Annotated in this window: 25 protein-coding genes; 7 read left to right on the top strand and 18 right to left on the bottom strand. The window is 71.5% G+C overall.

The annotated features are described in order from the left end of the window. The first annotated feature begins 92 nt into the window (after nt 1-92). Both HNR22_RS12740 and HNR22_RS12745 read left to right on the top strand, forming a co-directional pair. Nucleotides 93-911, top strand: a complete 819-nt coding sequence (locus HNR22_RS12740; protein ID WP_343059804.1) for a PadR family transcriptional regulator — start codon at nt 93-95, stop codon at nt 909-911. A 153-nt stretch (nt 912-1,064) separates the two neighbouring features. Then, nucleotides 1,065-2,279, top strand: a complete 1,215-nt coding sequence (locus HNR22_RS12745; RefSeq protein ID WP_179780553.1) for an FAD-dependent monooxygenase — start codon at nt 1,065-1,067, stop codon at nt 2,277-2,279. A gap of 90 nt (nt 2,280-2,369) precedes the next feature. Here the strand turns inward: HNR22_RS12745 and pepN are convergent, their stop codons facing one another. Beyond that, nucleotides 2,370-4,886 (bottom strand): aminopeptidase N, encoded by a 2,517-nt coding sequence (gene pepN / locus HNR22_RS12750; RefSeq protein WP_179780554.1) that lies wholly within the window; start codon nt 4,884-4,886, stop codon nt 2,370-2,372. A 69-nt stretch (nt 4,887-4,955) separates the two neighbouring features. Between pepN and HNR22_RS12755 the strand changes: the two genes are divergently transcribed. Next, complete coding sequence (locus HNR22_RS12755) at nt 4,956-5,174, top strand: DUF397 domain-containing protein (protein ID WP_030336536.1); 219 nt, start codon at nt 4,956-4,958, stop codon at nt 5,172-5,174. A 58-nt stretch (nt 5,175-5,232) separates the two neighbouring features. Here the strand turns inward: HNR22_RS12755 and HNR22_RS12760 are convergent, their stop codons facing one another. Continuing rightward, a complete protein-coding gene (locus tag HNR22_RS12760) occupies nt 5,233-5,634 on the bottom strand; it encodes a hypothetical protein (RefSeq protein ID WP_179780555.1) in 402 nt (133 codons plus the stop codon). A gap of 159 nt (nt 5,635-5,793) precedes the next feature. Between HNR22_RS12760 and HNR22_RS12765 the strand changes: the two genes are divergently transcribed. Then, on the top strand, nt 5,794-7,041 hold the full coding sequence (locus HNR22_RS12765) for a cytochrome P450 (RefSeq protein ID WP_179780556.1): 1,248 nt from the start codon (nt 5,794-5,796) through the stop codon (nt 7,039-7,041). Between the two features lie 81 nt (nt 7,042-7,122). Here the strand turns inward: HNR22_RS12765 and HNR22_RS12770 are convergent, their stop codons facing one another. Continuing rightward, nucleotides 7,123-8,292 (bottom strand): alcohol dehydrogenase catalytic domain-containing protein, encoded by a 1,170-nt coding sequence (locus HNR22_RS12770; RefSeq protein WP_179780557.1) that lies wholly within the window; start codon nt 8,290-8,292, stop codon nt 7,123-7,125. Beyond that, nucleotides 8,289-8,927 carry an SRPBCC family protein gene (locus HNR22_RS12775; protein WP_179780558.1) on the bottom strand — a complete coding sequence of 213 codons (639 nt, stop codon included), beginning with the start codon at nt 8,925-8,927 and terminating at the stop codon, nt 8,289-8,291. The genes HNR22_RS12770 and HNR22_RS12775 overlap by 4 nt, the downstream gene beginning before the upstream one ends. Nucleotides 8,928-9,086: 159 nt before the next feature. Here HNR22_RS12775 and HNR22_RS12780 point away from each other — a divergent pair, with 159 nt between their 5' ends. Further along, nucleotides 9,087-10,130, top strand: coding sequence for a glycosyltransferase family 2 protein (locus HNR22_RS12780; protein WP_246380809.1), 1,044 nt, complete (start codon nt 9,087-9,089; stop codon nt 10,128-10,130). A 67-nt stretch (nt 10,131-10,197) separates the two neighbouring features. On the opposite strand, the gene HNR22_RS12785 is transcribed toward HNR22_RS12780, so the two are convergent. Genes HNR22_RS12785 through HNR22_RS12795 form a run of 3 tightly spaced genes read right to left on the bottom strand, consistent with a single transcriptional unit; the run spans nt 10,198 to nt 12,141 of the window. Then, entirely contained in the window at nt 10,198-10,848 is a 651-nt protein-coding gene (locus tag HNR22_RS12785; RefSeq protein WP_179780559.1) for a DUF3618 domain-containing protein, read from the bottom strand. Beyond that, the gene (locus HNR22_RS12790; RefSeq protein ID WP_179780560.1) at nt 10,845-11,312 is read right to left on the bottom strand and encodes a phage holin family protein; all 468 of its coding nucleotides are present in this window, start codon (nt 11,310-11,312) and stop codon (nt 10,845-10,847) included. The genes HNR22_RS12785 and HNR22_RS12790 overlap by 4 nt, the downstream gene beginning before the upstream one ends. A 31-nt stretch (nt 11,313-11,343) precedes the next feature. Then, nucleotides 11,344-12,141 (bottom strand): hypothetical protein, encoded by a 798-nt coding sequence (locus HNR22_RS12795; RefSeq protein WP_179780561.1) that lies wholly within the window; start codon nt 12,139-12,141, stop codon nt 11,344-11,346. A gap of 239 nt (nt 12,142-12,380) precedes the next feature. Here HNR22_RS12795 and HNR22_RS12800 point away from each other — a divergent pair, with 239 nt between their 5' ends. Further along, nucleotides 12,381-12,872, top strand: coding sequence for a DUF4383 domain-containing protein (locus HNR22_RS12800; protein ID WP_179780562.1), 492 nt, complete (start codon nt 12,381-12,383; stop codon nt 12,870-12,872). Between the two features lie 65 nt (nt 12,873-12,937). Beyond that, nucleotides 12,938-13,597 carry a DUF6766 family protein gene (locus tag HNR22_RS12805; RefSeq protein ID WP_179780563.1) on the top strand — a complete coding sequence of 220 codons (660 nt, stop codon included), beginning with the start codon at nt 12,938-12,940 and terminating at the stop codon, nt 13,595-13,597. 15 nt (nt 13,598-13,612) lie between these two features. On the opposite strand, the gene HNR22_RS12810 is transcribed toward HNR22_RS12805, so the two are convergent. From HNR22_RS12810 to HNR22_RS12860, 11 genes are all read right to left on the bottom strand, one after another. Next, nucleotides 13,613-14,062, bottom strand: coding sequence for a GNAT family N-acetyltransferase (locus HNR22_RS12810; protein ID WP_179780564.1), 450 nt, complete (start codon nt 14,060-14,062; stop codon nt 13,613-13,615). Between the two features lie 70 nt (nt 14,063-14,132). Next, the gene (obgE, locus tag HNR22_RS12815; protein WP_179780565.1) at nt 14,133-15,605 is read right to left on the bottom strand and encodes a GTPase ObgE; all 1,473 of its coding nucleotides are present in this window, start codon (nt 15,603-15,605) and stop codon (nt 14,133-14,135) included. Nucleotides 15,606-15,698: 93 nt separating this feature from the next. Beyond that, on the bottom strand, nt 15,699-15,953 hold the full coding sequence (rpmA, locus tag HNR22_RS12820; protein ID WP_074313740.1) for a 50S ribosomal protein L27: 255 nt from the start codon (nt 15,951-15,953) through the stop codon (nt 15,699-15,701). An 11-nt stretch (nt 15,954-15,964) separates the two neighbouring features. After that, on the bottom strand, nt 15,965-16,279 hold the full coding sequence (rplU, locus tag HNR22_RS12825; RefSeq protein WP_007464063.1) for a 50S ribosomal protein L21: 315 nt from the start codon (nt 16,277-16,279) through the stop codon (nt 15,965-15,967). A 166-nt stretch (nt 16,280-16,445) separates the two neighbouring features. Beyond that, nucleotides 16,446-16,925 carry a hypothetical protein gene (locus tag HNR22_RS12830; RefSeq protein WP_179780566.1) on the bottom strand — a complete coding sequence of 160 codons (480 nt, stop codon included), beginning with the start codon at nt 16,923-16,925 and terminating at the stop codon, nt 16,446-16,448. A 117-nt stretch (nt 16,926-17,042) separates the two neighbouring features. Beyond that, complete coding sequence (locus tag HNR22_RS12835) at nt 17,043-20,132, bottom strand: Rne/Rng family ribonuclease (protein ID WP_179780567.1); 3,090 nt, start codon at nt 20,130-20,132, stop codon at nt 17,043-17,045. 131 nt (nt 20,133-20,263) lie between these two features. Next, the gene (locus HNR22_RS12840; protein WP_179780568.1) at nt 20,264-21,076 is read right to left on the bottom strand and encodes a TIGR03936 family radical SAM-associated protein; all 813 of its coding nucleotides are present in this window, start codon (nt 21,074-21,076) and stop codon (nt 20,264-20,266) included. A 151-nt stretch (nt 21,077-21,227) separates the two neighbouring features. Continuing rightward, nucleotides 21,228-22,631 (bottom strand): type VII secretion-associated serine protease mycosin, encoded by a 1,404-nt coding sequence (mycP, locus tag HNR22_RS12845; RefSeq protein WP_179780569.1) that lies wholly within the window; start codon nt 22,629-22,631, stop codon nt 21,228-21,230. A gap of 10 nt (nt 22,632-22,641) precedes the next feature. Beyond that, nucleotides 22,642-24,114 carry a hypothetical protein gene (locus HNR22_RS12850; protein WP_179780570.1) on the bottom strand — a complete coding sequence of 491 codons (1,473 nt, stop codon included), beginning with the start codon at nt 24,112-24,114 and terminating at the stop codon, nt 22,642-22,644. Nucleotides 24,115-24,124: 10 nt separating this feature from the next. Continuing rightward, entirely contained in the window at nt 24,125-24,565 is a 441-nt protein-coding gene (locus HNR22_RS12855) for a hypothetical protein (protein ID WP_179780571.1), read from the bottom strand. Between the two features lie 243 nt (nt 24,566-24,808). Further along, the gene (locus HNR22_RS12860) at nt 24,809-26,803 is read right to left on the bottom strand and encodes a TIGR03960 family B12-binding radical SAM protein (RefSeq protein WP_179780572.1); all 1,995 of its coding nucleotides are present in this window, start codon (nt 26,801-26,803) and stop codon (nt 24,809-24,811) included. Nucleotides 26,804-26,828: the final 25 nt, after the last annotated feature.

Below are 26,828 nucleotides of genomic sequence, written 5' to 3' on the forward strand. Positions count from 1 at the left end.
GCACCGGGAGGTCGCCGCACGGGGGTCGCGGGGTGAGTCAGCATGGGCATATACTCGCGTACGAGTAATCGCTCGCGAGCAGAGGAGCGGTCGTGCAGAAGCGGCGCAAGGTCGGCAACCTGCTGGCGCTGGCCGTGCTGTCTGCCCTGGTCCAGCGGCCGATGCACCCGTACGAGATCGCCACCGCACTGCGTGCCTGGGGCAAGGACCAGGACATGGAGTTCAAGTGGGGGTCCTTCTACACGGTGATCCGCAACATGGACAAACACCGCATGATCGAAGCGGTGGAGAGCGTCCGCGAGGGTCGACGCCCGGAACGCACCGTCTACCGCATCACGGACCTGGGGCGGGCGGAGCTGGTCGACTGGGCCCGCGAGTTGGTCTCCACGCCGATGCCCGAGCATCCCCGCTTCCGAGCCGGCCTGTCCGTTCTCGCCGCCCTGCATCCCGACGAGGCCGCCGCCCTGCTGCGGCAACGGCTCGACCTGCTGGAGGACGTGATCCGCCAGGACCGGGAAGCGCTCGACGCGCACCTGCGGGAGGTTCCGCGGCTGTTCCTGGTGGAGTCGGAGTACGACCTCGCCATGCGGGACGCGGAGGCCTCCTGGCTGCGGGGGCTGCTCGCGGAGCTGACCTCGGGCAGCTACCCGGGGCTGGACACCTGGCGGGCCTTCCACGAAACCGGCGAGATGTCCGCGGAGCTGACCGAGCTGGCCGAGAGAACCACCACCCCCAAGACCAACGCCGAAAGCACCGACACCACCAGCGCCCCGAAGGCCAACGCCGAAAGCGCCGAGAAAACCAGCACCTCGAAAGCCAACGCCGAAAGCGCCGGCGCCGAAACAACCGGCGTCGACACCACCACTCCGAAAACCAGCACCCCGACAGCCAGCAGCCGGGAAGCCGACTGAAGAACGGCTCCGGCGGGGTGCGCCAACACCCCGCCGGAGCCCTTACCCCGAACCGATGCCTGGGAAGGCGCCCGGCCCGAAGCGGCAACCAGAGGATAACCGGGCTCCCTCCCAGGTCGGTCGCACGCGACCACACACCTCAGGGAGAAGAGCATGACCACGGTACGAACCGCGATCGTCATCGGCGGCGGCATTGCCGGACCGGTGACGGCACTCGCACTGCGCCGCGCCGGCATCACGGCGACCGTCCACGAGGCGTACCCCGCCACCGCCAGCGGAGTTGGCGGCATCGGCGGCACCCTCGCGCTCGCGCCCAACGGCGTGGCGGCCCTGCGTACGGTCGGCGCGGACCGGGCGGTGACGGCGACCGCCACCCCGATCACGCGCAGCGTCATGGCGGTCGGCCGACGCCGCATCGACCTGCCCACGCTGAGCGGAGTGCCACCGCTGCACGTGGTGCACCGCGCCGAGCTGCATCGGGCGCTGCACGACCAGGCGGTCGCCGAGGGGGTCGGTTTCGCGTACGGCAAGCGGCTGGTCGACGCCGAGCAGACGGAGAGCGGCGTGACCGCCCACTTCGAGGACGGGAGTACCGCCACCGCCGACGTCCTGATCGGTGCGGACGGCATCCGGTCGACCGTTCGTGGCCTGATCGACCCGGCCGCGCCCGGCCCCCGGTTCACCGGTCTGCTCGGCTTCGAGGCGGTGGCCCGGCACGAGGTGGATGCGGAGCCGGGCACTATGACGTTCGCGTTCGGGCGCCGCGGCTACTACCTCTACTGGCCGGAGCCGGACGGTGGCACCCGGTGGGGGGCCAACCTGCCGTACCAGCGGCCGATGAGCCTGGTCGAGGCCCGCACGGTGCCGTCGGCGCAGTGGCTGGCCACGCTGCGCGGCACCTACGGCGACGACGACCCGGGCCGGGAGCTGATGGCGACCAGCACCGCGGACGAACTCCAGGTGGTCGGGGCGTTGCAGATCATGCCGCCGGTGCCGCACTGGCACCGGGGTCGGATGGTGCTGGTCGGCGATGCGGCGCACGCACCGTCGAACAGCTCCGGGCAGGGCGCGTCGCTGGCCATCGAGAGCGCGGTGCAGCTCGCCCGCTGCCTGCGTGACCTACCGGACGTGGCGTCGGCGTTCGCCGCGTTCGAGGGGCTCCGTCGCACCCGGGTGGAGAAGGTCGCCGCCCGCGCGGCGCGGATCAACCACACCAAGGCGCCGGGGCCGGTCGGCCGGACGCTGATGCCGTTGCTGATGCCCCTGCTGGTGCGCACCGCGATGGACCCGGAGAAGACGATCGCCCACGAGCAGCGGTACGTCATCGACTGGGACGCGCCGGTCACGGCGGAGCCCGCACTGCGCTGAACTACGGGTGCGGGGTGGTCCTTGCCTGATCGACTGGGGGTCCGGGGAATCGGGGTGTCGAACCGTCCCGGACCCCGCGCCCAATCAGCCCTATGCGGACGCGGCGGCCACCGCCGTTCGGGCGACCAGCGCGCGGCGCAGGTCGTCGTCGGCGTCGGTCACCACCCGGCGCAGGCCGGGGGTCAGGTCGTCGCGGGCCAGCAACGCCGCGGCCGCTTCCCGGGTCGGCTGCGCCACGGCGTAGCGGGGAAACGCCAGGGCCGCGACCCGGTCGGCCGTCCAGGGGGTACGCCGGCGCGCGGCGGCCGGCATGTCCGCGAAGTACCGATCGACGTAGGCGGCGGTCAGCTCGGCCTGTTCGGGTTGCCAGAACCCCTCGGCGGTCGCCTCCAACGGCCGGCTGGACAGCTCGGTGTCCCGCACGATGATTTCCCAGGCTGCCTGCTTCGCGGCCGGGTCGGGCAGGGCGGCCCGGCAGCGGGCGGCCCGTTCCGCCCCCGTGGAGCTGTTGTCGGCGGCTGCCTCGAGGGCGATCTCCGCCTCGCCGGCGGCGCCCAGCACCACCAGCCGACGCAGCACCGCCCAGCGCAGCTCCGCGTCGACCTTCAGGCCGGTCGGCACGTCCCGGCCGGCGAGCCAGCCGACGAGCAGGTCCACGTCGGTGGTCGCGGCGATCCAGCCGCGGGCGGCGGCCAGCTGCAACGACTTCCCCGCCTGCGCACCGTCGAGCAGTCGTTGGCACGCCCCGGCGACCCGGGCCAGCGCTGTGGACCGGGCCAGTGGGTCGAGATAGCGGTCGATCAGCGACCGGCTGAGGGTCAGCACGTCCTCCGCGATGATCACTTCGGTTTCGGCCGGCAGCGCGGCGACCATCAGCTCGACGAGGCCGGTGACCGGCCGCTCCCCGTCGGTCGCCGCGTCCAGCGCCTCGCTCCAGAGCACCGCCCTCGCCAGTGGGTCGGTCAGCCCGGGAAGCACCAGCGGAACGGCGTCCGCCGACGCCGGGTCGAGGCGCACCTTGGCGAAGCTGAGATCACCGTCGTTGAGCAGGAGCAGCCGGGCCGCCGGGGCGCCGGTCAGCCCACCCAGCACCGTGCGGCCACCGTCGGCGGCGGGGTCGATGTCCACCTCGTCGCGCTCGACGGCGCCGTCCATCGAGTAGCGGCCCACGCCGATGCGGTGCGGACGCAGCACCTGGTGTGACTCGGGCGCCGTCTGCACCACGGCCACCTCGGCGTAGTGGCCGTCGGCGTCGACGGCGACCTCGGCGCGCAGGGTGTTGACCTGTGGCCGGCGTAGCCACAGCTCGGCCCAACCGGACAGGTCCCGCCCGCTGGCGGCGGAGAGGCTGGTCAGCAGGTCGTCGAGGGTGGCGTTGCCGAAGCGGTGCGCCGCGAAGTGCGCGTTCAGGCCGGCGAGGAACGCCTCGTCACCGAGCCACGCGACCAGTTGCCGGAGCACGCTGGCGCCCTTGGCGTACGAGATGCCGTCGAAGTTGAGCAGGCCCTCGTCGGTGTCGGCCACCTCCTCCGGGGCGACCGGGTGGGTGGAGGGGCGCTGGTCGGCGGCGTACCCCCATGCCTTGCGGCGCATCGCGAAGGTGGTCCACGCCTGGTCGAAGCGGGTCGCCTCGGCGGTGACCCGGGTGCCCAGGTATTCCGCGAAGGACTCGTTCAACCACAGGTCGTCCCACCAGCGCATGGTGACCAGGTCACCGAACCACATGTGTGCCATTTCGTGCGCGATGGTGGTGGCCCGCAGCTCGCGCTGGGTGTCGGTGACCGCCGAGCGGAACACGTAGTCGTCGCGGAAGGTGACGATGCCCGGGTTTTCCATCGCGCCGGCGTTGAACTCGGGCACGAACGCCTGGTCGTACTTGCCGAACGGGTAGCGCTCGGTGAAGAGCTGGTGGAACCGGTCCAGGCACTGCCGGGTGATGGTGAAGATCTCCTCGGCGTCGGCGTCCAGGTGCTCGGCGAGCGACCGGCGGCAGTAGATGCCCAGCGGCACGCCGTCGTGCTCGGCCCGCCGGACGTGGTAGGGACCGGCGATCAGCGAGAAGAAGTATGTGGCCAGCGGCGCGGTCGGGGCGAACTCCCAACGGCCGGGCGCGGGGTTTGCGGCCACCTCGGCGTTGCCGGACACCGTCCATTCCGGCGGCGCGGTCACCGAGAGGGTGAACGGGGCCTTGAGGTCGGGCTGGTCGAACGCGGCGAAGATGCGCTGCACGTTGTCGAGGAAGGACACCGCGTAGAGGTAGGACTCGCCGTCGGCCGGGTCGACGAAGCGGTGCATCCCCTCGCCCGTCCTGGAATATGCCATCTCCGCCTCGACGACCAGCGTGTTGTCCGCGAGCAGGTCGTCGAGCGGCAGCCGGTTGTCGGTGAGCAGACCGGGGTCGAGGTCGCGGTCGTTGAGGCGTACGCCGAGCAGTTTTGCGGGCTTGACCTCGGCGAAGGTCGCGGTGCCGGCGGTCGCCCGGAACCGGATCTCGACGCGGGATCGGAACAGCTCGGTGCCAGCGGTCAGGTCGAGGTCCACCTGATAGGACTCGACAGTAATCGCCGCGCCACGCGCGGTCGCCTCTACACGGGTCAGGCTCGGCATCCGCTTATCCTGCCCGATGGGGATCGGCACCCGGTCACCACACGACCCTCGGCACTGGAGGAAAGAACAATGGCGCAGCACCCCAAGGGCGACTTCGACCTCTCTCGGGCGGTCTGGCAGCGGGCCGAAGGGGACACCTCCGACAGCGCCGTAGAGGTCGCCTTCGTCGACGATCTGATCGGGATGCGCAACTCGGCCGAGCCGGACGGGCCGGTGCTGGTCTTCACGCAGGCCGAGTGGGACGCGTTCGTGGCCGGCGCGCAGGACGGCGAGTTTGACCTGGACTGATCGTGCCCGCGAGCGGGCGGTGGCCGTCGACCCGGGACCGGCGGCCCCGGGTTGGCGGTCAGTCACGGGCGGGGCCGTCGCCGTCGCCCCAGCCGAGACCGCCGGGGCCCGGGGCGTGGTGGAAGCCGGGGTGATCGGCCACGTCGACGCAGCGCTCGCCGTCCGGGCCGAGCGCACCGCAGAACAGCCGTTCGGCCCGCTGCCAGGCATCGGCCGGTGACAGGGCCGCCGCCCCGAGCGCCACCTCCGGGCGGAGCAGGTTGAGCGCCTCCGCGTACGCCACGGCAAGCTCGCGTGCCTCGACCACGCTGGGCGCGGTGAAGCCCAGGTGCACGGTGAAGAAGCGGTGTGGCCGGGTGGGCCGCCGGGGCGGCCCGATGAGTGGCCGCGCGTCGCGGCCTCGGCCCAGTGCCCCGACCGCTCGTCGCTGCCGCCAGTGCGGTGATGTGTTGTCGCGCATCCGCCCTCCCCGTGGTTGCCCCACCAGCAGCAAACCAGGTTCCGCTGCCCCTGGGAGGGGCCAGCCGGCGTGCCGTCGGCGCGGGGATTCAGCGGCCGTGACGGGGGTAGACGCAGCCGGCCGGTGGCGACCGGCCGCAACCGCGCGTGAGGAGACCCGATGGCGACCATGCCGGCCGACCGCAGCCCGGACAGCACGCTCGCGTTGCTCCGCGCCGGCTACCGGTTCATCAGCGAACGCTGCGAGCGGTACGGCAGCGACGTCTTCCAGACCCGGATCCTGCTCGCCCCGACAATCTGCCTGCGCGGCCGGCCCGCGGCGGTGCTGTTCTACGACAACGACCGCTTCCAGCGCGCGACCGCCATGCCGCTGCGGGTGCAGCGGACCCTCACCGGTCGGCGTGGCGTGCAGGGGCTGGACGGGCCGGAGCACGCCGACCGCAAGGCCATGTTCATGTCGATCATGACGCCGACCGCCATCCGGCAACTCGGCCAACTCTTCGACGACGAGTGGCAGGCGCGGATCCCCGCCTGGGAGGCCGCCGGTCCCCTGCCGCTCTACGACGAACTCGGCCGGTTGCTGACCAGGGTGGTCTGCGCCTGGGCGGGGGTGCCGCTGCCCACGTCGCAGGTCGAACGACGCGCCGTCGAGCTGCACTCGATGATCGAGGCTCCGGCGGCGGTCGGCCCCCGGCACTGGCGGGGACAGCTCGCCCGCCGTCGCACCGAACGCTGGCTCGGCGACCTCATCGAGCGGACCCGGGTCGGGCTCTTTCCGGCGCCGCCCGGCAGCGCCCTGGCCGTGATCGCCGAGCACCGGGACCGGCAGGGACGGCTGCTCCCCCGCCGGGTCGCTGCGGTGGAACTGCTCAACGTGCTACGGCCGGTGGTCGCCGTGGACCAGTACATCGCGTTCGCCGCGCTCGCCCTGCACGACCATCCGGGCTGGCGGGAACGGGTCCGCGGCGACGGCGAGGCCACCGAGAACTTCGTCCAGGAAGTACGCCGCTACTACCCGTTCTTCCCGATGGCGGCAGCCCGGGTCCGGCATTCCTTCGACTGGCAGGGCCACCACTTTCCCCGGGGGCGGCGGGTCCTGCTCGACCTGTACGGCACCAACCACCACCCGACCCTCTGGCCGGAACCGGAGCTGTTCCGGCCGGAGCGGTTCGCCGACCGACGCGTGGACCCGTTCGAGCTGATCCCGCAGGGCGGCGGTGACCACTGGGCCGGGCACCGTTGCGCGGGCGAGTGGATCACCATCGACCTGATGAAGCGGGGGGTCACCAACCTGACCAGCACCATGCGCTACGACGTGCCCGTCCAGAACCTGGCCCTGGACCTGCACCGGATGCCGGCGCTGCCGCCCCTCGGCCTGACCCTCACCAACATCCGTCGCACCGCCTGACCCTCAGCACCATCCGTCGCACCGCCTGACCTCCGCCTCGCCGGTCTTTCGGGGTGACCGGCGAGGCGGCACGCCAGCGGGTCAGGGGTGCAGCACGCTGCGGAGGCAGCCGTCCTGCTTCTTCTCGAACAGCTCGTAGCCGTGTGCGCCCTCTTCCAGGGAGATCGGGTGGGTGGCCAGGTAGCCGGGGTCGATCTCGCCGGCCGCGAGTCGGTCGAGCAGCATCGGGATGTAGCGCTGCGCGTGCATCTGCCCCATCCGCAGCACCAGGGCCTTGTTCATGGCCGCGCCGAGCGGGAACTTGTCCACCAGACCGGCGTACACCCCGACGATGCTCACCGTGCCACCCTTACGGCAGGCCATGATCGCCTGGCGTACGGAGGTCGGCCGGTCGGTCTGCAACCGAGCCGCCTGCTTCGCCCGGTCGTACGCGTAGGTCGGCCCGACGTCGTATGACTCCATGCCGACGGCCTCGATGCAGGCGTCCGGCCCACGGCCGGCGGTCAGCTCCCGCAGTGCCTCCAGCACGTCCGTCTCCGCGTAGTTGATCGTCTCGACGCCGACCCGCTCGGCCGCCGTGGCGAGCCGGTCCGGGAACCGGTCGATCATGATGATCCGCTCGGCGCCGAGGAGTTGCGCCGACCGGGCCGCCATCTGCCCGACGCCGCCGGCCCCCCAGACGGCGACCACCTCACCACCGGTGAGCCCGCAGAAGTCCGCCGCCATCCACCCGGTGGGCATCGCGTCGGAGGCGAACACCACCGAGTCGTCCGGCACCCCGTCGGGCACCCCGAACGCACCCACGTCACCGAACGGCACCCGGATGTACTCGGCGTGCGATCCCGAGTAGCCGCCGGCGGCGTGCGAGTAGCCGAGGATGCCGGCCGGTGAGTGCCCCCACAGCTTCTCGGTGAACACCGGCTGGGGGTTGGAGTTGTCGCAGAGCGAGTACTGCTCGGTGCGGCAGTACCAGCAGCCACCGCAGGCGACCACCGACCCGACCACCACGCGGTCACCGACCTTGTGCCGTCGTACGCCGGGACCGGTCTCCACCACCTCGCCCATGAACTCGTGGCCGAGGATGTCGCCCTCCCGCATCGCCGGCAGGTACCCGTTGATCAGGTGCAGGTCCGAGCCACAGACACTGCTGGCCCGGACCCGGACGATGATGTCGCCCTCGGCGCGGATGCTGGGCTCCGGCACGTCCCGCACCGCCAGCTTGCCGACGCCTTCCCAACACAGTGCCCTCACGCCCGGCCTCCCGTCATCAGCTTCTCCCGGACCTTGTCTGTCGCCTTCTCCTGCCTCGGGCTCCGGCCGGACGGGTCGTCGCGGGTGTCCATCACCTGGCCACACTCGATCAGCGACTTCACGCGCCGCAGGGCGTCCCGCAGCGCCAGATCGGGGTCATCTCCACCGATCAGGCCGAACACCCGGCGCACCGGGCCCGAGCGGTACCGCAGCTCGGCCCGGATCTCGGTGCCCCGGCCCTGGGGTGCGTCGACCAGCTCGATCCGCCCCTCCTGCGGCACCGGCCCGTCCTCGACCCGCCACCGCAGCGCGCCGGGCCCGTCGACGGTGATCTCCGCCCGCCATCCGGTGTCGCCACCGGCCCGGTCGCGAGCCACGCACCGCCAGCGCCGGTCGTCGAGCTGCTCCAGGGTGGCCCACCCGGCCAGCGCGCGGTCCAGCCGTTCCCGGTCGGCCCAGAAACCGATCACCCCGTCCCGGGACCGGTCCACGGTCACCCCGCGACGTACCACGTACCAGCCGTCCTGCCGCTCCGGCTGATGCCGGTGCCGACGGCGAGCCACCGCCCGCCCCACACCGACCGCCGTGACCGCGGTGACGCCGAGCACCGCCAATCTCGTTCCGTTGTTGGTCATCTCGTCTCCTCCAGCCGGACGTCCGGGGATGGACAGCTCTCTCCGGCAGCGCTACCCGGCGCCGGGCGGTCGAAACAACACCTCCGTTTGATCGGCGGGAATGCGGGCAGGTGCTGCTCAGCCTTGAATTCACCGCTGTCCGGCCGAGGAGGCACGCCGATGTCCCTGTTCAGCCCACCTGGTGACGCCCGACGCGGCGCGCGCCGATGGGGCGTCGAACACGACCGCGCCAGCACGTCGCCGGTCCGTCTGCCGATGACGTACGTGCTGCCGCTGCGCTGGCACGCCGACACCGGCCTGGCCGAGCTGACCGGTTACCTGCGGTGGCTGGCCGACCGGGTCGACGTGCTCGTGGTCGACGGCTCCGCACCGGACCTGTTCGCGCGGCACGCCGACGCCTGGCGGGGGCTGGTCCGGCACCTCCCGCCCGACGCCACCGCCCGCGGGCTCAACGGCAAGGTCCTCGGCGTACGCACAGGTGTGCGCGCGGCAGGTCACGAGCACGTGGTGATCGCCGACGACGACGTCCGGTACGACGAGGCCGGGCTGACCGCCGTGCACCGGCTGCTGGACCGGGTCGACCTGGTGCGACCGCAGAACTACTTCGATCCGCTTCCCTGGCACGCCTGGTGGGACACCGGCCGGACGCTGCTCAACCGGGCGCTCGGCACGGACTACCCGGGGACCCTCGCGGTGCGTCGCAGCACCTTCCTCGCCATGGGCGGCTACGACCCGGACGTGCTCTTCGAGAACCTGGAGCTGATCCGCACCCTGCGCGCGAACGACGGCACCGAGGCGGCTCCGGCCTGGCTCTACGTACGCCGGCTGCCTCCGGACGCCGCGCACTTCCGCGGTCAACGGGTCCGTCAGGCGTACGACGATCTGGCCCAGCCGGCCCGCCTGCTGACCACGCTCGCGGTCCTGCCGGCACTGGCCGCGGCGGTCGCGGCCCGGCGACCCGCGCTGGTGCTCGGTGCGGCGGCCGGCACTGTGGCCCTCGCCGAGGTGGGCCGCCGTCGGGCCGGCGGCACCGCTGTCTTCCCTGCGGCGACGGCGCTGGCGGCTCCGGTCTGGCTGCTGGAGCGCGGCGTGTGCGGCTGGCTCGCGATCGGCCAGCGGTTCCTGTTCGGCGGTGTCCGCTACGGCGACACCCGAATCCGCCGGGCCGCCCACTCGACCCGCGCCCTGCGACGCCGCCGCTGACCGCACCCCACGACGCGACAGCTCGCGGTCACCGAGGTGGCCGCGAGCTGTCGGGATTGGCGTGGGGTCAGGAGTTGACCTGGTGCCGGGCCTGCTGGGCCTGGTCCTTGACGTCCTGCGCGGCCGACTTCGAGTCGTCCTTGACCGCGTGCACGGCGTCCTGAGCGGTGGACTTCACCGACTGGGCGGCCTGCTGGGCCGGCTCGCGCAGCTCTTCCTTGAGCTCGCTGGCCACCTCGCCCAGCTTCTCCTTCACCACCCCGCTGTGCTCGCTGACCCGGTCCTTGAGCTGGGTCGCGGCCTGCTGCTCACGGCGGGAGGCCGGAATCAGCGAGGAGGCCAGCCAGCCGACCCCGAACGCGATCAGACCGGCGGCGAGAGGGTTGCCCTGGGACTTCTGCCGGATCACCCGTGGAGCGCTGTGGGCGGCATCGCTGACAGTGGTCGCCGCCGAGTGCGCGGCGTCGCTGACGCTGGAGGCCGCCGACGAGGCGCGGTCACCCACCGAGTGGGCGGCCTGGCCGGTGCCGTGGCCGAGGTCAGACGCGGTTCCCATGACCTTGTCCCTCACATTCTGCAGAGCGGAACGGGCCCGCTGCTTACGGTCATCGACGATGCGGCTCGGGCTTACCTTGTACGCCAGCGCGTCCACATCGGAGCTGAGGCTGTTACGGGTGGCTTCGATCTCGCGGCGGATCTGATCGGGATCGGTGCTCATCGGGTGACTCCCTCCGGGTGCGGCTTGAGCGCGTCGGGGATCCGCTGCACGCTGTCGTTGGTCTGCTTGAGCCCGCGTACGTGCTGGGCGTTCTTCTTGGCCATGGAGTAGAGGACGGCGGCGACCGCGGCCCAGATCGCGGCCACGATCAGCGCGGCCAGGCCGGAGTCCATGACGTTGTCCAGGAACTGCCACACGGCGATGGACACGAAGAGCGCCACCATGTAGCCGCCGAAGCCGGCACCGCCGAAGAGCCCGGCGGCCTTACCGGCCTTCTTGCCCTCCTGGCGGATCTCGGCCTTGGCCAGTTCGACCTCCTGACGCATCAGCGTCGACAGGTCGGTGGTGACCTGACGCATCAGGTCCCCCAGCGAGCTGCCCTTCACCTCCGCGGCGGTGTGCGGGGCACCCTCGTCGAGGTGGTATCCGGAGCCCAGTCCGGACCCCTGCGTCGGCATGCTCATGCCGTCGCCTCCCTTCGGATGGTTCGGCGGGTCACGGGCGCGGGCTGCCGCTGGACGGAACGCCCGGCAGCGGGTCGGTCTGGGTCACCGGAGGCAGCGGCTGCCCGGTGCCGGTCGGCTCGGTGTAACCACCGGGAGTCGGCTCGGTGTAACCGCCGGGAGTCGGCTCGGTGTACGTGCCGGGGGTCGGGTCGAGGTAGCCGCCAGCCGGGGCGGCGTTCGGCGCCGCGCGGGGTGCAGGCGGCGGCGTCGGGATCACGGCGGTCTGCTCCGGGTCGTACGCCCCGGCGCCCCGGTAGGTCGAGCTTCCGTTGCCGGAGTCGTCGCCAGCGGCGGAGATGCTGCGGGTCAGCCGGCCGGCCAACACGCCGAGAACCGCCGCGCCGACCAGGAAGGTGCCCGGGTTGCGTCGCGCGTAGTCGCGTACCTCGGTGATCAGGTCGCCGGGCTCGCGCTCCTCGAGCCAGCCGGCGACGCCGTGCACCCGGTCGGCGGCCTGGCGGGCCAGCTCGGTCACCGGGCCGGCCTGGCCACCCTGCTCGGCCATCGAGCGCATCTCGTCGGCCAGTGAACGCAGCCCACCGGCGGCACGGCGCTGCTGCTCACCGGTCTGGCTGGCGAGCTGGGTGCGGGCCTCGCCGTACAGGTTGCGGGCCTGCCGGGCCGCCTCGCGGCCAACCTCGGTGCCCTGCTCCTTGGCGGTCTGGGCGACCGCGCCGCCAGCCTGCGCGGCCTCGGAACCGACCTGGCGCGCCTGGTCGCGAACGCCACCGCCGTTCGTCGACTCCTGCCCGTACGTGGAAGACGTAGGTGAAAGATCGTAAGACATGATTTCCCTTCCGCTCAGAAAGTCGTCGCGGTTGTGCTGGGGGGATGTGGCCGCGTGGCTGCGTTGCCGCAGCCGCTGACCATTTACCTACCCTGCGTTTCGGCTTCCATACCTCTTCGTGCATTTCTCTGCGGGACCGGTCGGTCCGACTTCAAAATGGAGGATCGTCGGGCTGCGTCACGTCGCCGCTGCGGACAGTGAGGTTCGCGAGTGCTGGCAGATCCATGGAGGGGGCAGCGATGGCACGAGACGCGCGAGGGGGCCGACCGGCCGTGCCCCGACCCCGGGTCCAGCTGGCCGCGTTGGCCGTCGCCGGGGTCTTCCTGCTGATCGGCGTCCTCGGCTTCATCCCCGGCATCACCACCGACTACGGCGAGCTGAGATTCGCCGGGCACCACTCGGACGCCCGGCTGCTGGGGCTGTTCCAGGTGTCGATCCTGCACAACGCGGTGCACCTGCTCTTCGGGCTGGTCGGTCTGGTGCTGGCCCGCAGCATCGCCGGCGCCCGCTTGTTCCTGGCCGCCGGCGGCGCGATCTACCTCGCTCTCTGGCTGTACGGCCTGGGGATCGAGGCGATCAACCCGGAGGGCGGGGCGAACATCCTGCCGTTGAACGACGCCGACAACTGGCTGCACCTCGCGCTCGGCTTCGGGATGCTCGCGCTCGGGCTGCTGCTGTCGAACCAGGTGGGCACCGGCGGGCGCCTCGACAATCCCGCCGAACGGCACTGACCTGGAGCTTCGGGGGTTTCGCGGTCACGCCCACGGGGGTAATCGCCCTGCGAAGGGGGTCCGTCATGCCTCGTTGGCTACGCAACAACGGCCTGGCCGTCGCCATGCTGGGGGCGTTCCTGGTCTTCCTCGTCTTGCAAAGCGTCTTCGGCTGGCAGACCCACAATGAGGAGCTGACCGAGTTCGGCGCCGCGCCGCTGAGCTGGCCGGCGTACCTGACCAGTGGGCACTTCGCCGAGGCGGTCTTCGAGAACTGGGAGTCGGAGTTCCTCCAGATGGGCGGGTACGTGCTGCTCACCGCTTACCTGGTGCAGCGGGGCTCGGCCGAGTCGAAGCCGGTGGACCAGACCGACCGGCCGGAGGACGACGAGCGCCGGGCCACCCCGCAGTCGCCCTGGCCGGTGCGTGTCGGCGGTCTGCCGCTGGTGATCTACCGCAACAGCCTCTCCCTCGCGCTGCTGCTGATCTTCGCCGGTTCGTTCGTGGGTCACCTGCTCGGTGGCACCGCGGCGTACAACCAGGAGCAGGCGCTGCAGAGCGGCGCACCGCCGATCGGGGTGTGGGACTTCCTCAGCACCAGCGACTTCTGGTTCCAGTCCATGCAGAACTGGCAGAGCGAGTTCCTCGCGGTCGGTGCGCTGATCCTGCTGAGCATCGTCCTGCGCCAGCACGCCTCACCCGAGTCGAAGCCGGTGACCGTCGAGCACGCCAGCACCGGCGCCTGACCGGCGACGCGGCCGTCAGGCCGCGACCGGCAGCCGCTTGGCGAAACAGATGCTGTACGGGTTGCTCACGTACTCGCCGTAGACCGGGATCTGCTCGTAGCCACACGAGGTGTACAGCGCGATCGCCGCCGGCAGGTAGGTGCCGGTCTCCAGGCAGACCACCGAGTGCCCCTGTCGGAACGCGCACTCCTCCAGCGCTGCCACCAACTGGCGGGCGACGCCCCGCCCCCGGTACGCGGGCCGCACGTACATTCGCTTGATCTCGCCGGTCTCGGCGTCGAGCGACTGGAGCCCTCCGCAGGCGACCGCCCGACCGTTGACCACCACCGCCAGGTAGCGGACGTCGTCGTGCGGCATGAAGACCTGCCCGTCCAACCCGCCATCGGCCTCACGCAGCTCACGCTGCTGCGCGATCACGAGGGCGGCGATCTCCGGATCGGTGACAGGCCGGGACTCGATCAGCATCACCCCACGCTAGAACGGGTGGATTTCGGGGAGGTTTCCGGAAATCAACCCGATCACAGAGCGCAACGAACTACTCGGCGTCGTCCTCGTCCTCGATGTCGTCGAGGTCGTCCGACGCGTCCGCGCCCACCTCGTCGGCCGACCGCACCCGGCGGGCCTTGCGGGCGGCGAGCCGGTCCGCCGCCGAGGCCCGGTTCGACTTCTCCTCCAGGCGGACGTCGGTGCCCCGGTTACCGGGTACGAAGTCCACGCCGGCGAACAGCGTCGGCTGCCAGTCGAACTCGCGCGCCCCGATCCGGACCAGGTCACCGGGCTGCGCGCCGGCCTTGGCCAGCTTGTCCTCCACCCCGAGCCGGGCCAGCCGGTCGGCCAGGTAGCCGACCGCCTCGTCGTTGTCGAAGTTGGTCTGCTTGACCCAGCGCTCCGGCCGGACACCGCGCACTGTGAACGAGCCGTCCGCCTCGGCCGTGATGGTGAAGCCGTCGTCGTCCACGGCCATCGGACGGATCACGATCCTGGTCGGCTCGGCGGGCGGTGCGGCCTTGCGCTCGGCCTCGACCAGCTCGGCCATCGCGTAGGTCAGCTCCTTGAGCCCTTCCCGGGTGGCCGCGGACACCTCGAACACCCGGTAGCCGCGCTCCTCCAGGTCGGGGCGCACGATCTCGGCGAGGTCCCGGCCGTCCGGCACGTCGACCTTGTTCACGGCCACGAGCCGCGGGCGGTCGGTCAGCCCGCCGTACTGGCTCAGCTCCGCCTCGATGGCGTCGATGTCGGCGACCGGGTCACGCCCAGGCTCCAGGGTCGCCGAGTCGATGACGTGCACCAGCACCGCGCAGCGCTCGATGTGCCGTAGGAACTCCAGGCCCAAACCCTTGCCGGTCGCCGCACCGGGGATCAGACCCGGGACGTCCGCGACGGTGAAGGTGTGGTTGTCCATGCGGACCACACCGAGGTTGGGCACGAGAGTGGTGAACGGGTAGTCGGCGATCTTCGGCTTGGCCGCGGAGATCACCGAGATCAGCGACGACTTGCCGGCCGACGGGAAACCCACCAGGCCCACATCGGCGACGCTCTTGAGCTCCAGCACGATGTCCAGCTGGTCGCCGGGCTCGCCCAGCTCGGCGAAGCCCGGAGCCTTGCGCTTGGCGTTGGCCAGCGAGGCGTTGCCCCGCCCGCCGCGCCCACCGCGGGCCACCTCGAAGGTGGTGCCGGCACCGACCATGTCGGCCAGCACGGTGCCGTCGGTGGTCTGCACCACGGTGCCGTTGGGCACCTTGAGCACCAGGTTGTGACCGTTGGCCCCGTCCCGGTTCGACCCGGCGCCACCCTTGCCGTTGTCGGCCTTGACGTGCGGGTGGAAGTGGAAGTCGAGCAGCGTGGTCACCTGCGGGTCGACCACCAGCGACACGCTGCCGCCGTGCCCCCCGTTACCGCCGTCCGGTCCGCCGAAGGGCTTGAACTTCTCGCGGTGGATCGAGACACAACCGTGCCCACCATCGCCGGCCTGCAGATGCAGAACGACCCGGTCAACGAACGTTGCCACGGCGTCAATCCTTCCAGCGAGGTCCAACCCCGCACTTCGAAAAAAGCCAAACGGGCCGGGACCCGTAGGTCCGCGGCCCGCTTGGCTCGAGAACTACTGCTGCGGAACGATGCTGACGGTCTTGCGACCGCGCTTGGTGCCGAACAGGACCGCACCGGCCGACAGCGCGAACAGCGTGTCGTCGCCGCCACGGCCGACCAGGTCACCGGGGTGGAACTTGGTGCCACGCTGCCGGATGAGGATCTCACCGGCGCTGACAACCTGACCACCGAAGCGCTTCACGCCGAGTCGCTGGGCCGCGGAGTCACGACCGTTACGCGAGCTGGACGCACCCTTTTTGTGAGCCATTGGAGGACGACCTACTTCCCGCTGGAGATGCCGGTCACCTTGACCTGGGTCAACGGCTGGCGGTGACCCTGGCGCTTGTGGTAGCCGGTCTTGTTCTTGAACTTGTGGATCCGGATCTTCGGGCCCTTGGTGTGCGCGGCGATTTCGCCGGACACCGCGACCTCGGCAAGCTTCGCCGCGTCGGTCACCAGGTCGTCACCGTCGACGAGGAGCACCGCGGTGAGCTTCACCGCGTCACCGGGGGCACCGGTGAGCTTCTCGACCTCGATCACGTCGCCCTCGGCGACCTTGTACTGCTTGCCGCCGGTCTTGACGATCGCGTACATCGGAGGCGGACTCCCTGTCGTTGAGGCTGCTGGCGGTCGTCCCCGCAGCGGCTCGCCGGGTAGCAGTGCACGGCGGCGCGGGCACACGGGAACTCGGCACACCAAAGGTGGGCCGCAGGCAAGAGTACGCCATTGCCGGCCCCGACCCCAAACCGGCCCGCCCTGGTCAGCGCGCGCAGAGCTGGTCGAGACGCTGCTGGAGCCGGTCCAGCTCAGTCTCGTCGATCGACTCGACGTCGACGCTGAGCGCGGCCACCTCGGTGCCGAGGTCCGTGAGCAGAGTCTTGAGCTGCGGATCGGTGGCCTGCTCCGACTGCTCCCGCAGCTCGGTGCGCCAGCCGTCCAGTGCCGCCTCGGCCCGCCCACGGGCGGCCTCGGCCGTGCTGGTGTCCCCGGCGCCCACCGCCGCGACCATCCGGCCCAGCTCCGCCACGTACGTCCGTACGGCGGTGGTGCTGGCCTGCTGGGCGGCGACACAGACCTGCGAGCCGCCCGCCGCAGCACCACTGGCCGGAACACCGTTCGATCCGGAGGTCGAGCCACCGGTGGTCACGCCGGTCGGACCTGGCCCGACGCCCCCGGGCCGGTCGGCGGAGCAGCCAGCCAGCACGGTGACCAACGCGGTGACGGCGAGCAGACGACGCATCTTCTTCTCCTGACCCGGGACGACCGATCCTGGACCGGGGTGGCCGCAACGGCGAGGTCCCTCCCCCGTCACATTGCCGGGAAAGGGACCTCGTCAAACACTTGGCCGGTCAGGCGGTCAGGGGCGCGTACGCCGGCGGGCGCCACCTCGGCGCGAACGGCGTCGGCCGGCGCCACCCTCGGTGGCGTCCTCGTCGCCGTCACCGTCGGCGAGCGCGTCCGGGTCGTCCGCCGCCGCCAGCCGAGCCGACTCCCCCTGCTGGCTGTCGGAGATCGCCGGCGCGGCGGCGGTCTCCGACTCGTAGCGGGACAGGTCGTAGCCCATGGTGTCCTGGTAGTCGGCGTCCGGTTCGGCGCTGTTGTCGGTGTCGACGACCTCCACGACGGCCCGCTCGGTCGGGGCGTTCTTGCGTGCCCGGCGGCGGGACGAGGTGGTGGCCTGCTCGGTGGCCGGGGCGGCGGCGGCCACCGACGAGGCGACCGCCTTGACCTTCTCCCCCGCACCGGCAGGGCGCGGCTTCTCCGGCACCGGCTCGGTGTGCATGATGACGCCCCGGCCCTTGCAGCACTCGCAGGTCTCGCTGAACGCCTCCAGCAGGCCCGCGCCGATCCGCTTACGGGTCATCTGCACCAGACCGAGCGAGGTGATCTCGGTGACCTGGTGCTTGGTCCGGTCCCGGCCCAGGCACTCGGTGAGTCGGCGCAGCACCAGCTCACGGTTCGACTCCAACACCATGTCGATGAAGTCGATCACCACGATGCCGCCGATGTCGCGCAACCGGAGCTGACGGACGATCTCCTCCGCCGCCTCCAGGTTGTTGCGGGTGACGGTCTCCTCCAGGTTGCCCCCGGAGCCGGTGTACTTACCGGTGTTGACGTCGACGACAGTCATCGCCTCGGTGCGGTCGATCACCAGCGAGCCACCGGAGGGCAGGAAGACCTTGCGGTCCAGGCCCTTGATGATCTGCTCGTCGATCCGGTACTCGGCGAAGACGTCGCTCGTGCCGACGTGCCGGCGCACCCGGTCCACCAGGTCCGGAGAGACGTGCGACAGGTACGACTCGACGATGTCGTACGACTGCTCGCCCTCGATCACCAGCTCGCGGAAGTCCTCGTTGAACAGGTCACGGACCACGCGGATGACCAGGTCCGGCTCCCCGTAGAGCAGCGCCGGGGCGCCACCCTCGGCGGCCTTGGCCTGGATGTCCTCCCACTGCGCCTGGAGCCGCTTGACGTCACGGGCCAGCTCGTCCTCGGTGGCGCCCTCGGCGGCAGTGCGGACGATGACGCCCGCGCCGTCCGGGACCAGCTTCTTGAGCACGTCGCGCAGCCGCTTGCGCTCGTTGTCCGGCAGCTTGCGGCTGATCCCGGACGCGTTGCCGTTGGGCACGTAGACCAGGTGCCGGCCGGAGAGCGCGATGTGGCTGGTCAGCCGGGCGCCCTTGTGCCCGATCGGGTCCTTGGTGACCTGAACCAGCACGGAGTCGCCGGAGCGCAGCGCCTGCTCGATCGAGCGGGCCCGCCCTTCCAGGCCGGACACGTCCCAGTTGACCTCGCCGGCGTACAGCACCGCGTTGCGGCCCCGGCCGACGTCGACGAACGCCGCCTCCATGCTCGGCAGCACGTTCTGCACCTTGCCCAGGTACACGTTGCCGGCCATGGTGCCGGAGGAGTTGCGGGTGACGTAGTGCTCGACCAGCACGCCGTCCTCCAGGACGGCGATCTGGGTACGGTCACCGCGCTGGCGGACCGCCATCACGCGATCGACGGCCTCCCGGCGCGCCAGGAACTCCGACTCGCTGAGGATCGGCGGTCGGGTACGCCGCTGCTCCCGGCCGTCGCGGCGGCGCTGACGCTTGGCCTCCAGGCGGGTCGAGCCGGAGACGCCCTGCACCTCGTCGACGGTCCGGCGCGGCTCACGGATCTTGACCACGGTCGGCACACCGTCGTCCGCGGCGCCCTCCGTGTCGCCCGCACCACGGCGACGACGACGCCGGCGACGACGGGTCAGGCCATCGCCGCCCTCGGTCTCCTCGTCCTCGTCACTCTCGGCCTCGACCTCTGCGGTCTCTTCCTCGTCGGCCTGCGCCGCCTCCTCGGACTCCTCGTCCTCGGCGTCGTCGGCCCCACCCTTGCCGCGGCCCCGGCCCCGGCGACCACGCCGGCGCCGACGGCGCGCGGCGGCGCTGTCCTCGTCGTCCTCATCCGTCTCGGTGGCCTCGTCGGCCTCCTCGACCGGCTCCTCCTCGGCCTCGATCGCCTCGACCGGCTCGACCGGCTCGATGTCGCGGCGACCACGCCGGCGGCGGCGGGACGGCTCGGCGGCCTCCTCCACAGCCGGCTCCTCGGCGACCGGAGCCGGCTCCACCGGCCGGGTCACCGGCACAGCGTCCGGCTGGGGTGCCATGAACAGCACGGTGGGCGCCGAGAGGGCGGCCCTCCGACGACGGGTACGCGGCTGCTCCGGCTCGACCTCGGCCGGCTCGTCGGGCTCATCGGCCACAGCGGGGACGGCCACACCTGGCGGCACCTCGCCGGAGCGCTCCTGCGCACCACTGGTCCAGGCCAGCTCGGCGGCGCTCGCCCTCGGAAGGGTGTCCGTGTCGTTCAGCTCGGCCTCGGCCTCGCGCAGGTCGGACTCCGCAGGCTCCTCGACGACGACCGGCTCCTCGATCGAGGGCTGCTCTTCGACGGCGGCCGGCTGCTCGGTGGCGGGCGGCTCCTCGACCGCAGCCGGGGTGGCCTTCTTGCGCCTGGTCCGGGTCACCTTGACCGGCGGGACCACCTCGGCCGAGGCCGCCTCCGCGGAGGCGGCGACCAGCGGCTCCTCGGCGGTGGTCTCGACGGGGGTGGCCTTGCGGCGGCGCCGGGGGGTCTTCGGTGCGACGTCCTGGTCACCGGAGACCGGGGCGAAGACCTCCGCCTGCGGCGACTCGACGCTGCCGGACCCACCCGTGGACGCCTCGATCGGCGCGTCGGTCTGCTCCGCCTGGTTGAGCGGGGCGGCCCGACGACGGGTCGTCCTCGCACGCCGCACCGGCGCGGCGGGCTCAGCCGTCTCCGCGCCTGCCGGTTCGACCGAGGCCGAGCCGACGGCCGTGGTGGGGGTCACAACGGCGGCGCCGTCGACCGTGGTGCTGTCGTCGGCGGTTTCACCGGCCGGCTGTGAACCGGTCCGTTCGCCGCCCTCGGGCTCGTTCTCGAGCATGGACGTTCTCCAGTTCTGGCTAGCCCGGGCGCGGGTGAGCGCTGCCACGCAGGGTCGCCGCAAAAGTGTTTCCGCCGGGCGCGCGTGGTGCGCGACCGCCGAAGTCTGCCTGCCAGAACACCGACCGTCGGTCAGTGCCCAACGATGGCTGCCCCGTCGCGGTCCGCATCCAACGGATCCACGATCGCACCCTGCGCGGTCAACGTGCCCTGAGCCAGCCGGGTCACCCTCGGCGAAACCGGCGGCTCCAGGTCGGCCACCACGCGGAGGCCGGAAAGGACGTCATCGGGCCGTACGGACGGGGTGACCTGCCGCACGACCAGTTCGAGTATCGCACACGGTACGGCCGGCGCCCCGGAAGGCGTCGGTGCCGACGCCGGGACATCGATGGATATCACGGCGACACGGGCGTCGAACGTGCGTCGGCCCTGCTTGGTCATCCGCTCCACCAGCACCTCGTCGGCCGCGACGAAGGCGTCCACCGCCGTGCGCAGCACCGCCGGGTCGACCTCGGGCATCTCGATGTACCAGCGCGACGCCTCGATCCGGTCCGGGAGACTCCCTCCCTCGGCGACCACGGCGTCCAGGACGTCCAGCCCAGGTGAGAGCGCGGCGTCCAACGCGGCGCGCAGCGCCTCCGGGTCGACCTCCGACTGGAGGGCGATCTCCAGGTACTCCGCCTCGCTCGCCACCCCGGTGGGGGCGGCGCTGGCATAGGAGATCTTCGGGTGCGGGTGGAAACCCTGGGAGAAGGCGATCGGCACGGCGGCCCGGCGCAGCGCGCGTTCGAAGGCACGGGCGAAGTCCCGGTGCGAGGTGAACCGCAGCGGGCCGCGCTTGGCGTACCGGATGCGGACGCGCTGGACGACCGGTGCCTGGCCGCCCTCGGGTTGAGGCTTCTTGGCGATCGTGGGCTCCTCGGGGGTACCTGCGTGTGCACCCATCCTGGCGCAGGGTCCGTGACGGTACGCAGCCGGGGCTGTCGCCTCGCCCCGACGAACGGGGTGAAACCGGTCGACGGGGGCCATGATCACCCGGCCAGGACGCCAAATGGCCGGCCGGTGACACACAGGTCACCCGGCCGGCCATCGGCGATCAGGACCGGTTGTCGCTCCCCGGTGGAGCCGACGGGCCCCCGCCGGGCGGGCCGTAGCCCGGCGGCTGCGGCGCATAGCCGGACGGTGGGGCGTAGCCGGACGGTGGGGCGTAGCCCGGGGGTGCGGGGTAACCGGGTGGCGGGGCGTAACCAGCACCCGGTGGGGCGTACCCGTCGGTGGCCACCTGGTCGAGCAGGTCGTCCGGCAGGTCGGCGGCCAGGGCCGCCTCGCGGCGGTACCGACGTCGGTTCCAGATCAGGAACACCGCCAACCCCAGCAGCAGCACCAGCACCACGGCGATGCCGATGACGACCACCATGACCTGCTGGTCGGTGGGGCCGCCACGGTCGCCGTGCTGGGTGACGTCGAACTCCTCGGCCGCGTCCGCTGTCCGAGTGGGTGCCGGGTTGGCCGCGACGGCCGGGTCTAGCAGCGGATTGGCGCTGACCGGCGGCACGTTCGCGCTCAGCGCGGTCACCGGGTCGATCAGGCCGAACCCGTACTGCGGATCCCGGCCGGCGGGGCCCGCGTCCCGGGCGGTCCGGATGATCCGGTTGATCACATTGGCGGCGTCGAGGTTCGGGTACTTCGATCGGATCAACGCGGCCACACCGGAGACGATCGCCGTGGAGTCGGAGGTGCCGTCACCCCAGCCGTAGCCCTTGTTGCGGCCGGCGTTGTAGATGTCATCGCCAGGTGCGGCGACCACCGCCTCGGGGCCCTGGACCGAGCCGGACCAGAAGCTGCCGCCCCGGGTCGTCCCGGTCACGGCGATCACGCCGGGGACGCTGGCGGGAGCCTCGACCTTGACGCTGCCCTTGGCGGTGTTACCGGCGGCGACCACCACGACGGCGTCGTGCTCCAGGGCGTACTGGATGGCGCTGACCTCTTCGGGGGTGACGGCCGACGGCTTGCCCAGTGACACGTTGATCACCTTGGCGCCACCGTCGACGGCCATCCGGATGCCGCGGCTGACCGTCACTTCGTCGTACGGCGCATCATCCGCAGAGGCGTCCAGCCTGATGGGCAGGATCTTCGCGCCGGGGGCAATGCCGTCCACGCCGTCGGGGCTGGCGTTCGTCGCCGCGATGATGCCGGCCATGTGCGTGCCGTGCCCCTGCGCGTCGGCCCGTCCATCTCCACTGCCGCCGTCGCTGCGGCCACCGGCCAGCACCTGGCCCTTGAGATCCGGGTGATTCGCGTCGACGCCGCTGTCGATCACGGCCACGACCACGCCCTGCCCGGTGGACAGCTTGTGCGCCTGCGAGATCCGGAGCTCGTCCAGATACCACTGCTCGGCCCGCCGAGGCGCGGCGGCCGCCGGTTGGGCGGCCCCCAGCACCAGGAGACCCGCCAGCAGGCAGGCAGTCACCGGCCGGAACGCTGCAGCATTCACCCTCATCCGTCCGTCCTCATCGAAGGACGCCCGGGGACGCCCCGTCACCAGGACCCCACGGATCGTCATCCTCAGTCAACCACGACGAGTGTTCGGAGCCGGTGCCACCGCCGTGCCCGGCACCGCCCGCGCCGCCCATCATGCCGCCGCCCATCATCCCGGCGCCGCCCATCCCGGCACCGCCACGCGCGCCGCCCGGCATGCCGGCACCACCGGCACCCGCGCCAGCGGCGGTACGCAGAGCGTTGGCCGCGCTCGTCACCGGCGGAATCTTTCCGTTGCCGCCACCCACCATGCCGGGGATACCGCCGACACCGATCCCGCTGGCGGCACCCAGACCACCGCCGGACCCGAGCCCACCGCCCGCGCCGACGCCGCCACCGAACCCACCGCCGGCTCCACCGAGACCGGCGCTGCCGACCCCGGCGCTGCCGAGGCCACCACCCACGCCACCGATGGTGGTGGGCGCGGCACCGGCCAGGCCGGTGCTGTAGCCGCCGTCGCCGTCCGGATAGCCGGAGCCGGTGGTCGGCGGCGCGAATGGGCCGGAGCCTTCGAACGAGGGGCCGCCGCCGGGGCCACCGGACGTCGTCGGGGTGAACGGGGCCACCGTGGACGTGGGGCCCCCGTTGATGTCGCTGATGCCGGGCGGCCTGCTGCCGATGGACGGGCCACCACCGCCACCGCCGCCACCACCGCCGCCCCCAATGCCGCCGGTCTCAGGCAACCCCTTCGGGGGCACCCGATCGTCGGGTCGGTAGTCGTCGAAAGAGCGTCCTGGATCGCCGACCACCAGCTTTGGACGCTCGGTGTACACGGCCGGCGGCAGCGGTGACATCGCCGCGTTCGCCGCCTGCTGATTGTCCCGGTACCAGTTGTCCAGATGGGCCTTGGTGTCCCAGAAGCCGCCCCGCTTCTGGTCACCGGCCTGGCCGTCGACCTTCATGGTCGCTTCGAGGTCGTCGGCCTTGTCGCGGAACGCCCCGTCGGCGTACGACGCGGGGTTGCTCTGGTAGTCCGCGCGCAGCGCGGCGAGGAAGCCCGACGAGCTCTCGCCGTCGCGGGCGTCATCGAGCTCGGTGCCGTTGGGCAGGCTCCACTCGTTCCACCCGAAGTCGTCCCCCAACGGGATCGGGATCGTGGCCACCACCTTGCGGATGTCGCCCTCGATCCGCGTCAACGCGCCGCTGACGTTGCTCGCGTCGGTGATCAGATCCTCGATCTGCTTGCCGATCTTGCCGAGATGCTCGCGGTACGCGTCACCGCCGCTGCCCTTCCAGCCGGTGAGCATGCCGGGCAGACCACCCACGTGCGGGCGCTCCTGACCCGTCGCGACAGGGCCGACGAACGACCGACCGACGAGCGCGTCCCGCAGATGACCCAGGCCGGCGGAGAGGTTGCTCCACCCCATCCCGACCGAGCCGACCGTTTCCGGGTCCGCGGAGAGCGTCACCTCGCGGACGCACCGCTCCCAGGTTCCTCCAGCCATGACGTCCCCCTCAGGCCGTGTGCGGGTAGGTGGGCGTGCCGCCGGCAGGGGGCGGCGGAGCCGCCGACTCCAGCAGCCGCTCGATCTCCTTGCCGTTGGCGCCGTTGCGCGCCTCGGCGTCGCGGAACGCCTTGGCGATGTCCTCGGTGCCCTGCTTGAGCGCGGCGAGCTTCTGGGAGAGCGTCTTGAGGTGCAGCTCCATGTTGGCCGTGGAGGTCTCCAGCGTCCGCCACTGCAGGCGGGCGTCCTCGAACGCGCCGAAGGGCGTGCCGTTCGGAACGGCCTGGGCGTTGTTGCTGTCGCCCTTCATCCGCTCCTTGATGCGCTCCATCTCGTAGCTGAGAGTGTCCTCGACATACTGCTTCAGCCGTTCGACGTACGCGGCGGCGGCGTCCAGGTCCTCGACGCTGACGTGCAGATCGCCGGTGTTCGGCGGCGGCAAGCTCCCCATGCGGTTCCTCCCCCGTTTCCGACCCTCGGGGTCGGTCCATGTCAGACGCAGCGTATCGAAGTCTGACCACGTCGGGGCAGCCCTGGTCGCCGTCCGAACGAACCGACAGTTGTCGATGTCATGTGCGGGGGGTGTCAGGAAGCCCGACCAACGCCAACGGGTCCGCGAGGAGCGGACCCGTTGGGGGATGTCGGAAGTGGAGAGTAGTGGGTCAACGCCGCCCGGCGCTGCCCCGATGGCGCGTCAGTGTGAGTGGCCGGAGGCCGGCACCTTCATACCGTTGCCGCCCAGCGGGGTCAGCGGCAGCAGCTTCTTACCGGTCGGGCCGATCTGGATCTCGGTGTCCATCGACGGGCAGACGCCGCAGTCGAAGCAGGGCGTCCACCGGCAGTCGTCCTGCTCGAACTCGCTGACCGAGTCCTGCCAGTCCTGCCAGAGCCAGTCCTTGTCCAGGCCCGAGTCCAGGTGGTCCCAGGGCAGGACCTCCAGCTCCTCGCGCTGCCGGGTGGTGTACCAGTCGAGGTCCACCCCGAACGCGGGCAGCGTCTCGGCAGCCGCGTCCACCCAGCGCTGGTACGAGAAGTGCTCGCTCCACCCGTCGAACCGGCCGCCGTCCTCCCAGACCTTGCGGATCACCGAGCCGACGCGGCGGTCGCCCCGGGAGAGCAGGCCCTCGATCAGCGACGGCTCGCCGTCGTGGTAGCGGTAGCCGATGGCGCGGCCCAGCGACCGGTCCGAGTTGATGGCCTGCTTGAGGATCTTGAGCCGGTGGTCGATGACCTCCGGACGCTCCATCGAGGCCCACTGGAACGGGGTGTGTGGCTTCGGCACGAACCCGCCGATCGAGACGGTGCACCGGATGTCCTTGGAACCGGTGGCGGCCCGCCCGGCCCTGATCACCTCGTGGGCCATCTCCGCGATCTCGAGGACGTCCTCGTCGGTCTCGGTGGGCAGGCCGCACATGAAGTAGAGCTTCACCTGCCGCCAGCCGTTGGTGTACGCGGTGACGACGGTGCGGATCAGGTCTTCCTTCGTCACCATCTTGTTGATGACCTTGCGGATCCGCTCCGACCCGCCCTCCGGGGCGAAGGTCAGGCCGGTCCGCCGCCCGTTGCGGGACAGTTCCTGGGCGAGGTCGATGTTGAAGGCGTCCACCCGGGTCGACGGCAGCGACAGCGACACGTTGGTGCCCTCGTACTGCTGGGCGAGGCCAGAGCACATGTCGCCGATCTCGGAGTGGTCGGCGGAGGAGAGCGACAGCAGGCCCACCTCGGAGAAGCCGGAGAACTCCAGGCCGTCACGGACCATCTGCCCGACCGTGGTGATCGACCGTTCCCGGACCGGACGGGTGATCATGCCCGCCTGGCAGAACCGGCAGCCCCGGGTGCAACCCCGGAAGATCTCCACCGCGTACCGCTCGTGCACCGTCTCGGCCAGCGGCACGAGGGGCTTTTTCGGGTACGGCCAGGCGTCCAGGTCCATCGTCGTGCGCTTGTGCACCCGGAACGGCACGTCCGCCCGGTTCGGCACGACCCGCTGGATGCGCCCGTCCGGGAGGTAGTCGACGTCGTAGAAGCGCGGCACGTAGACGCTCTCGGTGCGGGCCAGCCGCAGCAGCAGCTCGTCGCGGCCGCCCGGGGAGCCCTCGGCCTTCCACTCCCGGACGATCGCGGTGATCTCCAGGACCGCCTCCTCGCCGTCGCCGAGCACGGCGGCGTCGATGAAGTCGGCGATCGGCTCCGGGTTGAACGCGGCGTGTCCGCCGGCCACGATCACCGGGTCGGCGTCGGTGCGGTCGGCTGCCAGCATCGGGATGCCGGCCAGGTCGATCGCGGTGAGCATGTTGGTGTAACCCAGCTCGGTGGAGAAGGAGATGCCGAACACGTCGAAGCCGCGTACCGCCCGGTGCGCGTCGACGGTGAACTGCGGCACGCCGTGCGTGCGCATCAGGTTCTCCAGGTCGGGCCAGACCGCGTACGTCCGCTCGGCGAGGGTGTCGGGCAGCTCGTTCAGCACCTCGTAGAGGATCTGCACGCCCTGGTTGGGCAGGCCCACCTCGTACGCGTCCGGATACATCAACGCCCAGCGCACGGCTGCGGCATCCCAGTCCTTAGTCACCGCACCCAGCTCGCCCCCGACGTACTGGATGGGCTTGGAGACCTGGGGCAGCAGCGGCTCGAGCTGGGGCCAGACCGAATTGGTCGCGGCCGCGCGCGGCGTCGTGGACGGGGCACTCATGATGCCCAAGGGTACGCGCCCGTCC

Source organism: Micromonospora jinlongensis (assembly GCF_013410645.1).
GTDB classification, from domain to species: domain Bacteria; phylum Actinomycetota; class Actinomycetes; order Mycobacteriales; family Micromonosporaceae; genus Micromonospora; species Micromonospora zamorensis.

What these genes read in the sequence shown, in the direction of transcription:
- HNR22_RS12745 (WP_179780553.1), top strand. Translation starts at nt 1,065, where the DNA reads ATGACCACGGTACGAACCGCGATCGTCATCGGCGGCGGCATTGCCGGA.
- pepN (WP_179780554.1), bottom strand. Translation starts at nt 4,886, where the DNA reads ATGCCGAGCCTGACCCGTGTAGAGGCGACCGCGCGTGGCGCGGCGATT.
- HNR22_RS12755 (WP_030336536.1), top strand. Translation starts at nt 4,956, where the DNA reads ATGGCGCAGCACCCCAAGGGCGACTTCGACCTCTCTCGGGCGGTCTGG.
- HNR22_RS12760 (WP_179780555.1), bottom strand. Translation starts at nt 5,634, where the DNA reads ATGCGCGACAACACATCACCGCACTGGCGGCAGCGACGAGCGGTCGGG.
- HNR22_RS12765 (WP_179780556.1), top strand. Translation starts at nt 5,794, where the DNA reads ATGGCGACCATGCCGGCCGACCGCAGCCCGGACAGCACGCTCGCGTTG.
- HNR22_RS12775 (WP_179780558.1), bottom strand. Translation starts at nt 8,927, where the DNA reads ATGACCAACAACGGAACGAGATTGGCGGTGCTCGGCGTCACCGCGGTC.
- HNR22_RS12780 (WP_246380809.1), top strand. Translation starts at nt 9,087, where the DNA reads ATGTCCCTGTTCAGCCCACCTGGTGACGCCCGACGCGGCGCGCGCCGA.
- HNR22_RS12785 (WP_179780559.1), bottom strand. Translation starts at nt 10,848, where the DNA reads ATGAGCACCGATCCCGATCAGATCCGCCGCGAGATCGAAGCCACCCGT.
- HNR22_RS12790 (WP_179780560.1), bottom strand. Translation starts at nt 11,312, where the DNA reads ATGAGCATGCCGACGCAGGGGTCCGGACTGGGCTCCGGATACCACCTC.
- HNR22_RS12795 (WP_179780561.1), bottom strand. Translation starts at nt 12,141, where the DNA reads ATGTCTTACGATCTTTCACCTACGTCTTCCACGTACGGGCAGGAGTCG.
- HNR22_RS12800 (WP_179780562.1), top strand. Translation starts at nt 12,381, where the DNA reads ATGGCACGAGACGCGCGAGGGGGCCGACCGGCCGTGCCCCGACCCCGG.
- HNR22_RS12805 (WP_179780563.1), top strand. Translation starts at nt 12,938, where the DNA reads ATGCCTCGTTGGCTACGCAACAACGGCCTGGCCGTCGCCATGCTGGGG.
- HNR22_RS12810 (WP_179780564.1), bottom strand. Translation starts at nt 14,062, where the DNA reads ATGCTGATCGAGTCCCGGCCTGTCACCGATCCGGAGATCGCCGCCCTC.
- rpmA (WP_074313740.1), bottom strand. Translation starts at nt 15,953, where the DNA reads ATGGCTCACAAAAAGGGTGCGTCCAGCTCGCGTAACGGTCGTGACTCC.
- rplU (WP_007464063.1), bottom strand. Translation starts at nt 16,279, where the DNA reads ATGTACGCGATCGTCAAGACCGGCGGCAAGCAGTACAAGGTCGCCGAG.
- HNR22_RS12830 (WP_179780566.1), bottom strand. Translation starts at nt 16,925, where the DNA reads ATGCGTCGTCTGCTCGCCGTCACCGCGTTGGTCACCGTGCTGGCTGGC.
- HNR22_RS12835 (WP_179780567.1), bottom strand. Translation starts at nt 20,132, where the DNA reads ATGCTCGAGAACGAGCCCGAGGGCGGCGAACGGACCGGTTCACAGCCG.
- HNR22_RS12840 (WP_179780568.1), bottom strand. Translation starts at nt 21,076, where the DNA reads ATGGGTGCACACGCAGGTACCCCCGAGGAGCCCACGATCGCCAAGAAG.
- mycP (WP_179780569.1), bottom strand. Translation starts at nt 22,631, where the DNA reads ATGAGGGTGAATGCTGCAGCGTTCCGGCCGGTGACTGCCTGCCTGCTG.
- HNR22_RS12850 (WP_179780570.1), bottom strand. Translation starts at nt 24,114, where the DNA reads ATGGCTGGAGGAACCTGGGAGCGGTGCGTCCGCGAGGTGACGCTCTCC.
- HNR22_RS12855 (WP_179780571.1), bottom strand. Translation starts at nt 24,565, where the DNA reads ATGGGGAGCTTGCCGCCGCCGAACACCGGCGATCTGCACGTCAGCGTC.
- HNR22_RS12860 (WP_179780572.1), bottom strand. Translation starts at nt 26,803, where the DNA reads ATGAGTGCCCCGTCCACGACGCCGCGCGCGGCCGCGACCAATTCGGTC.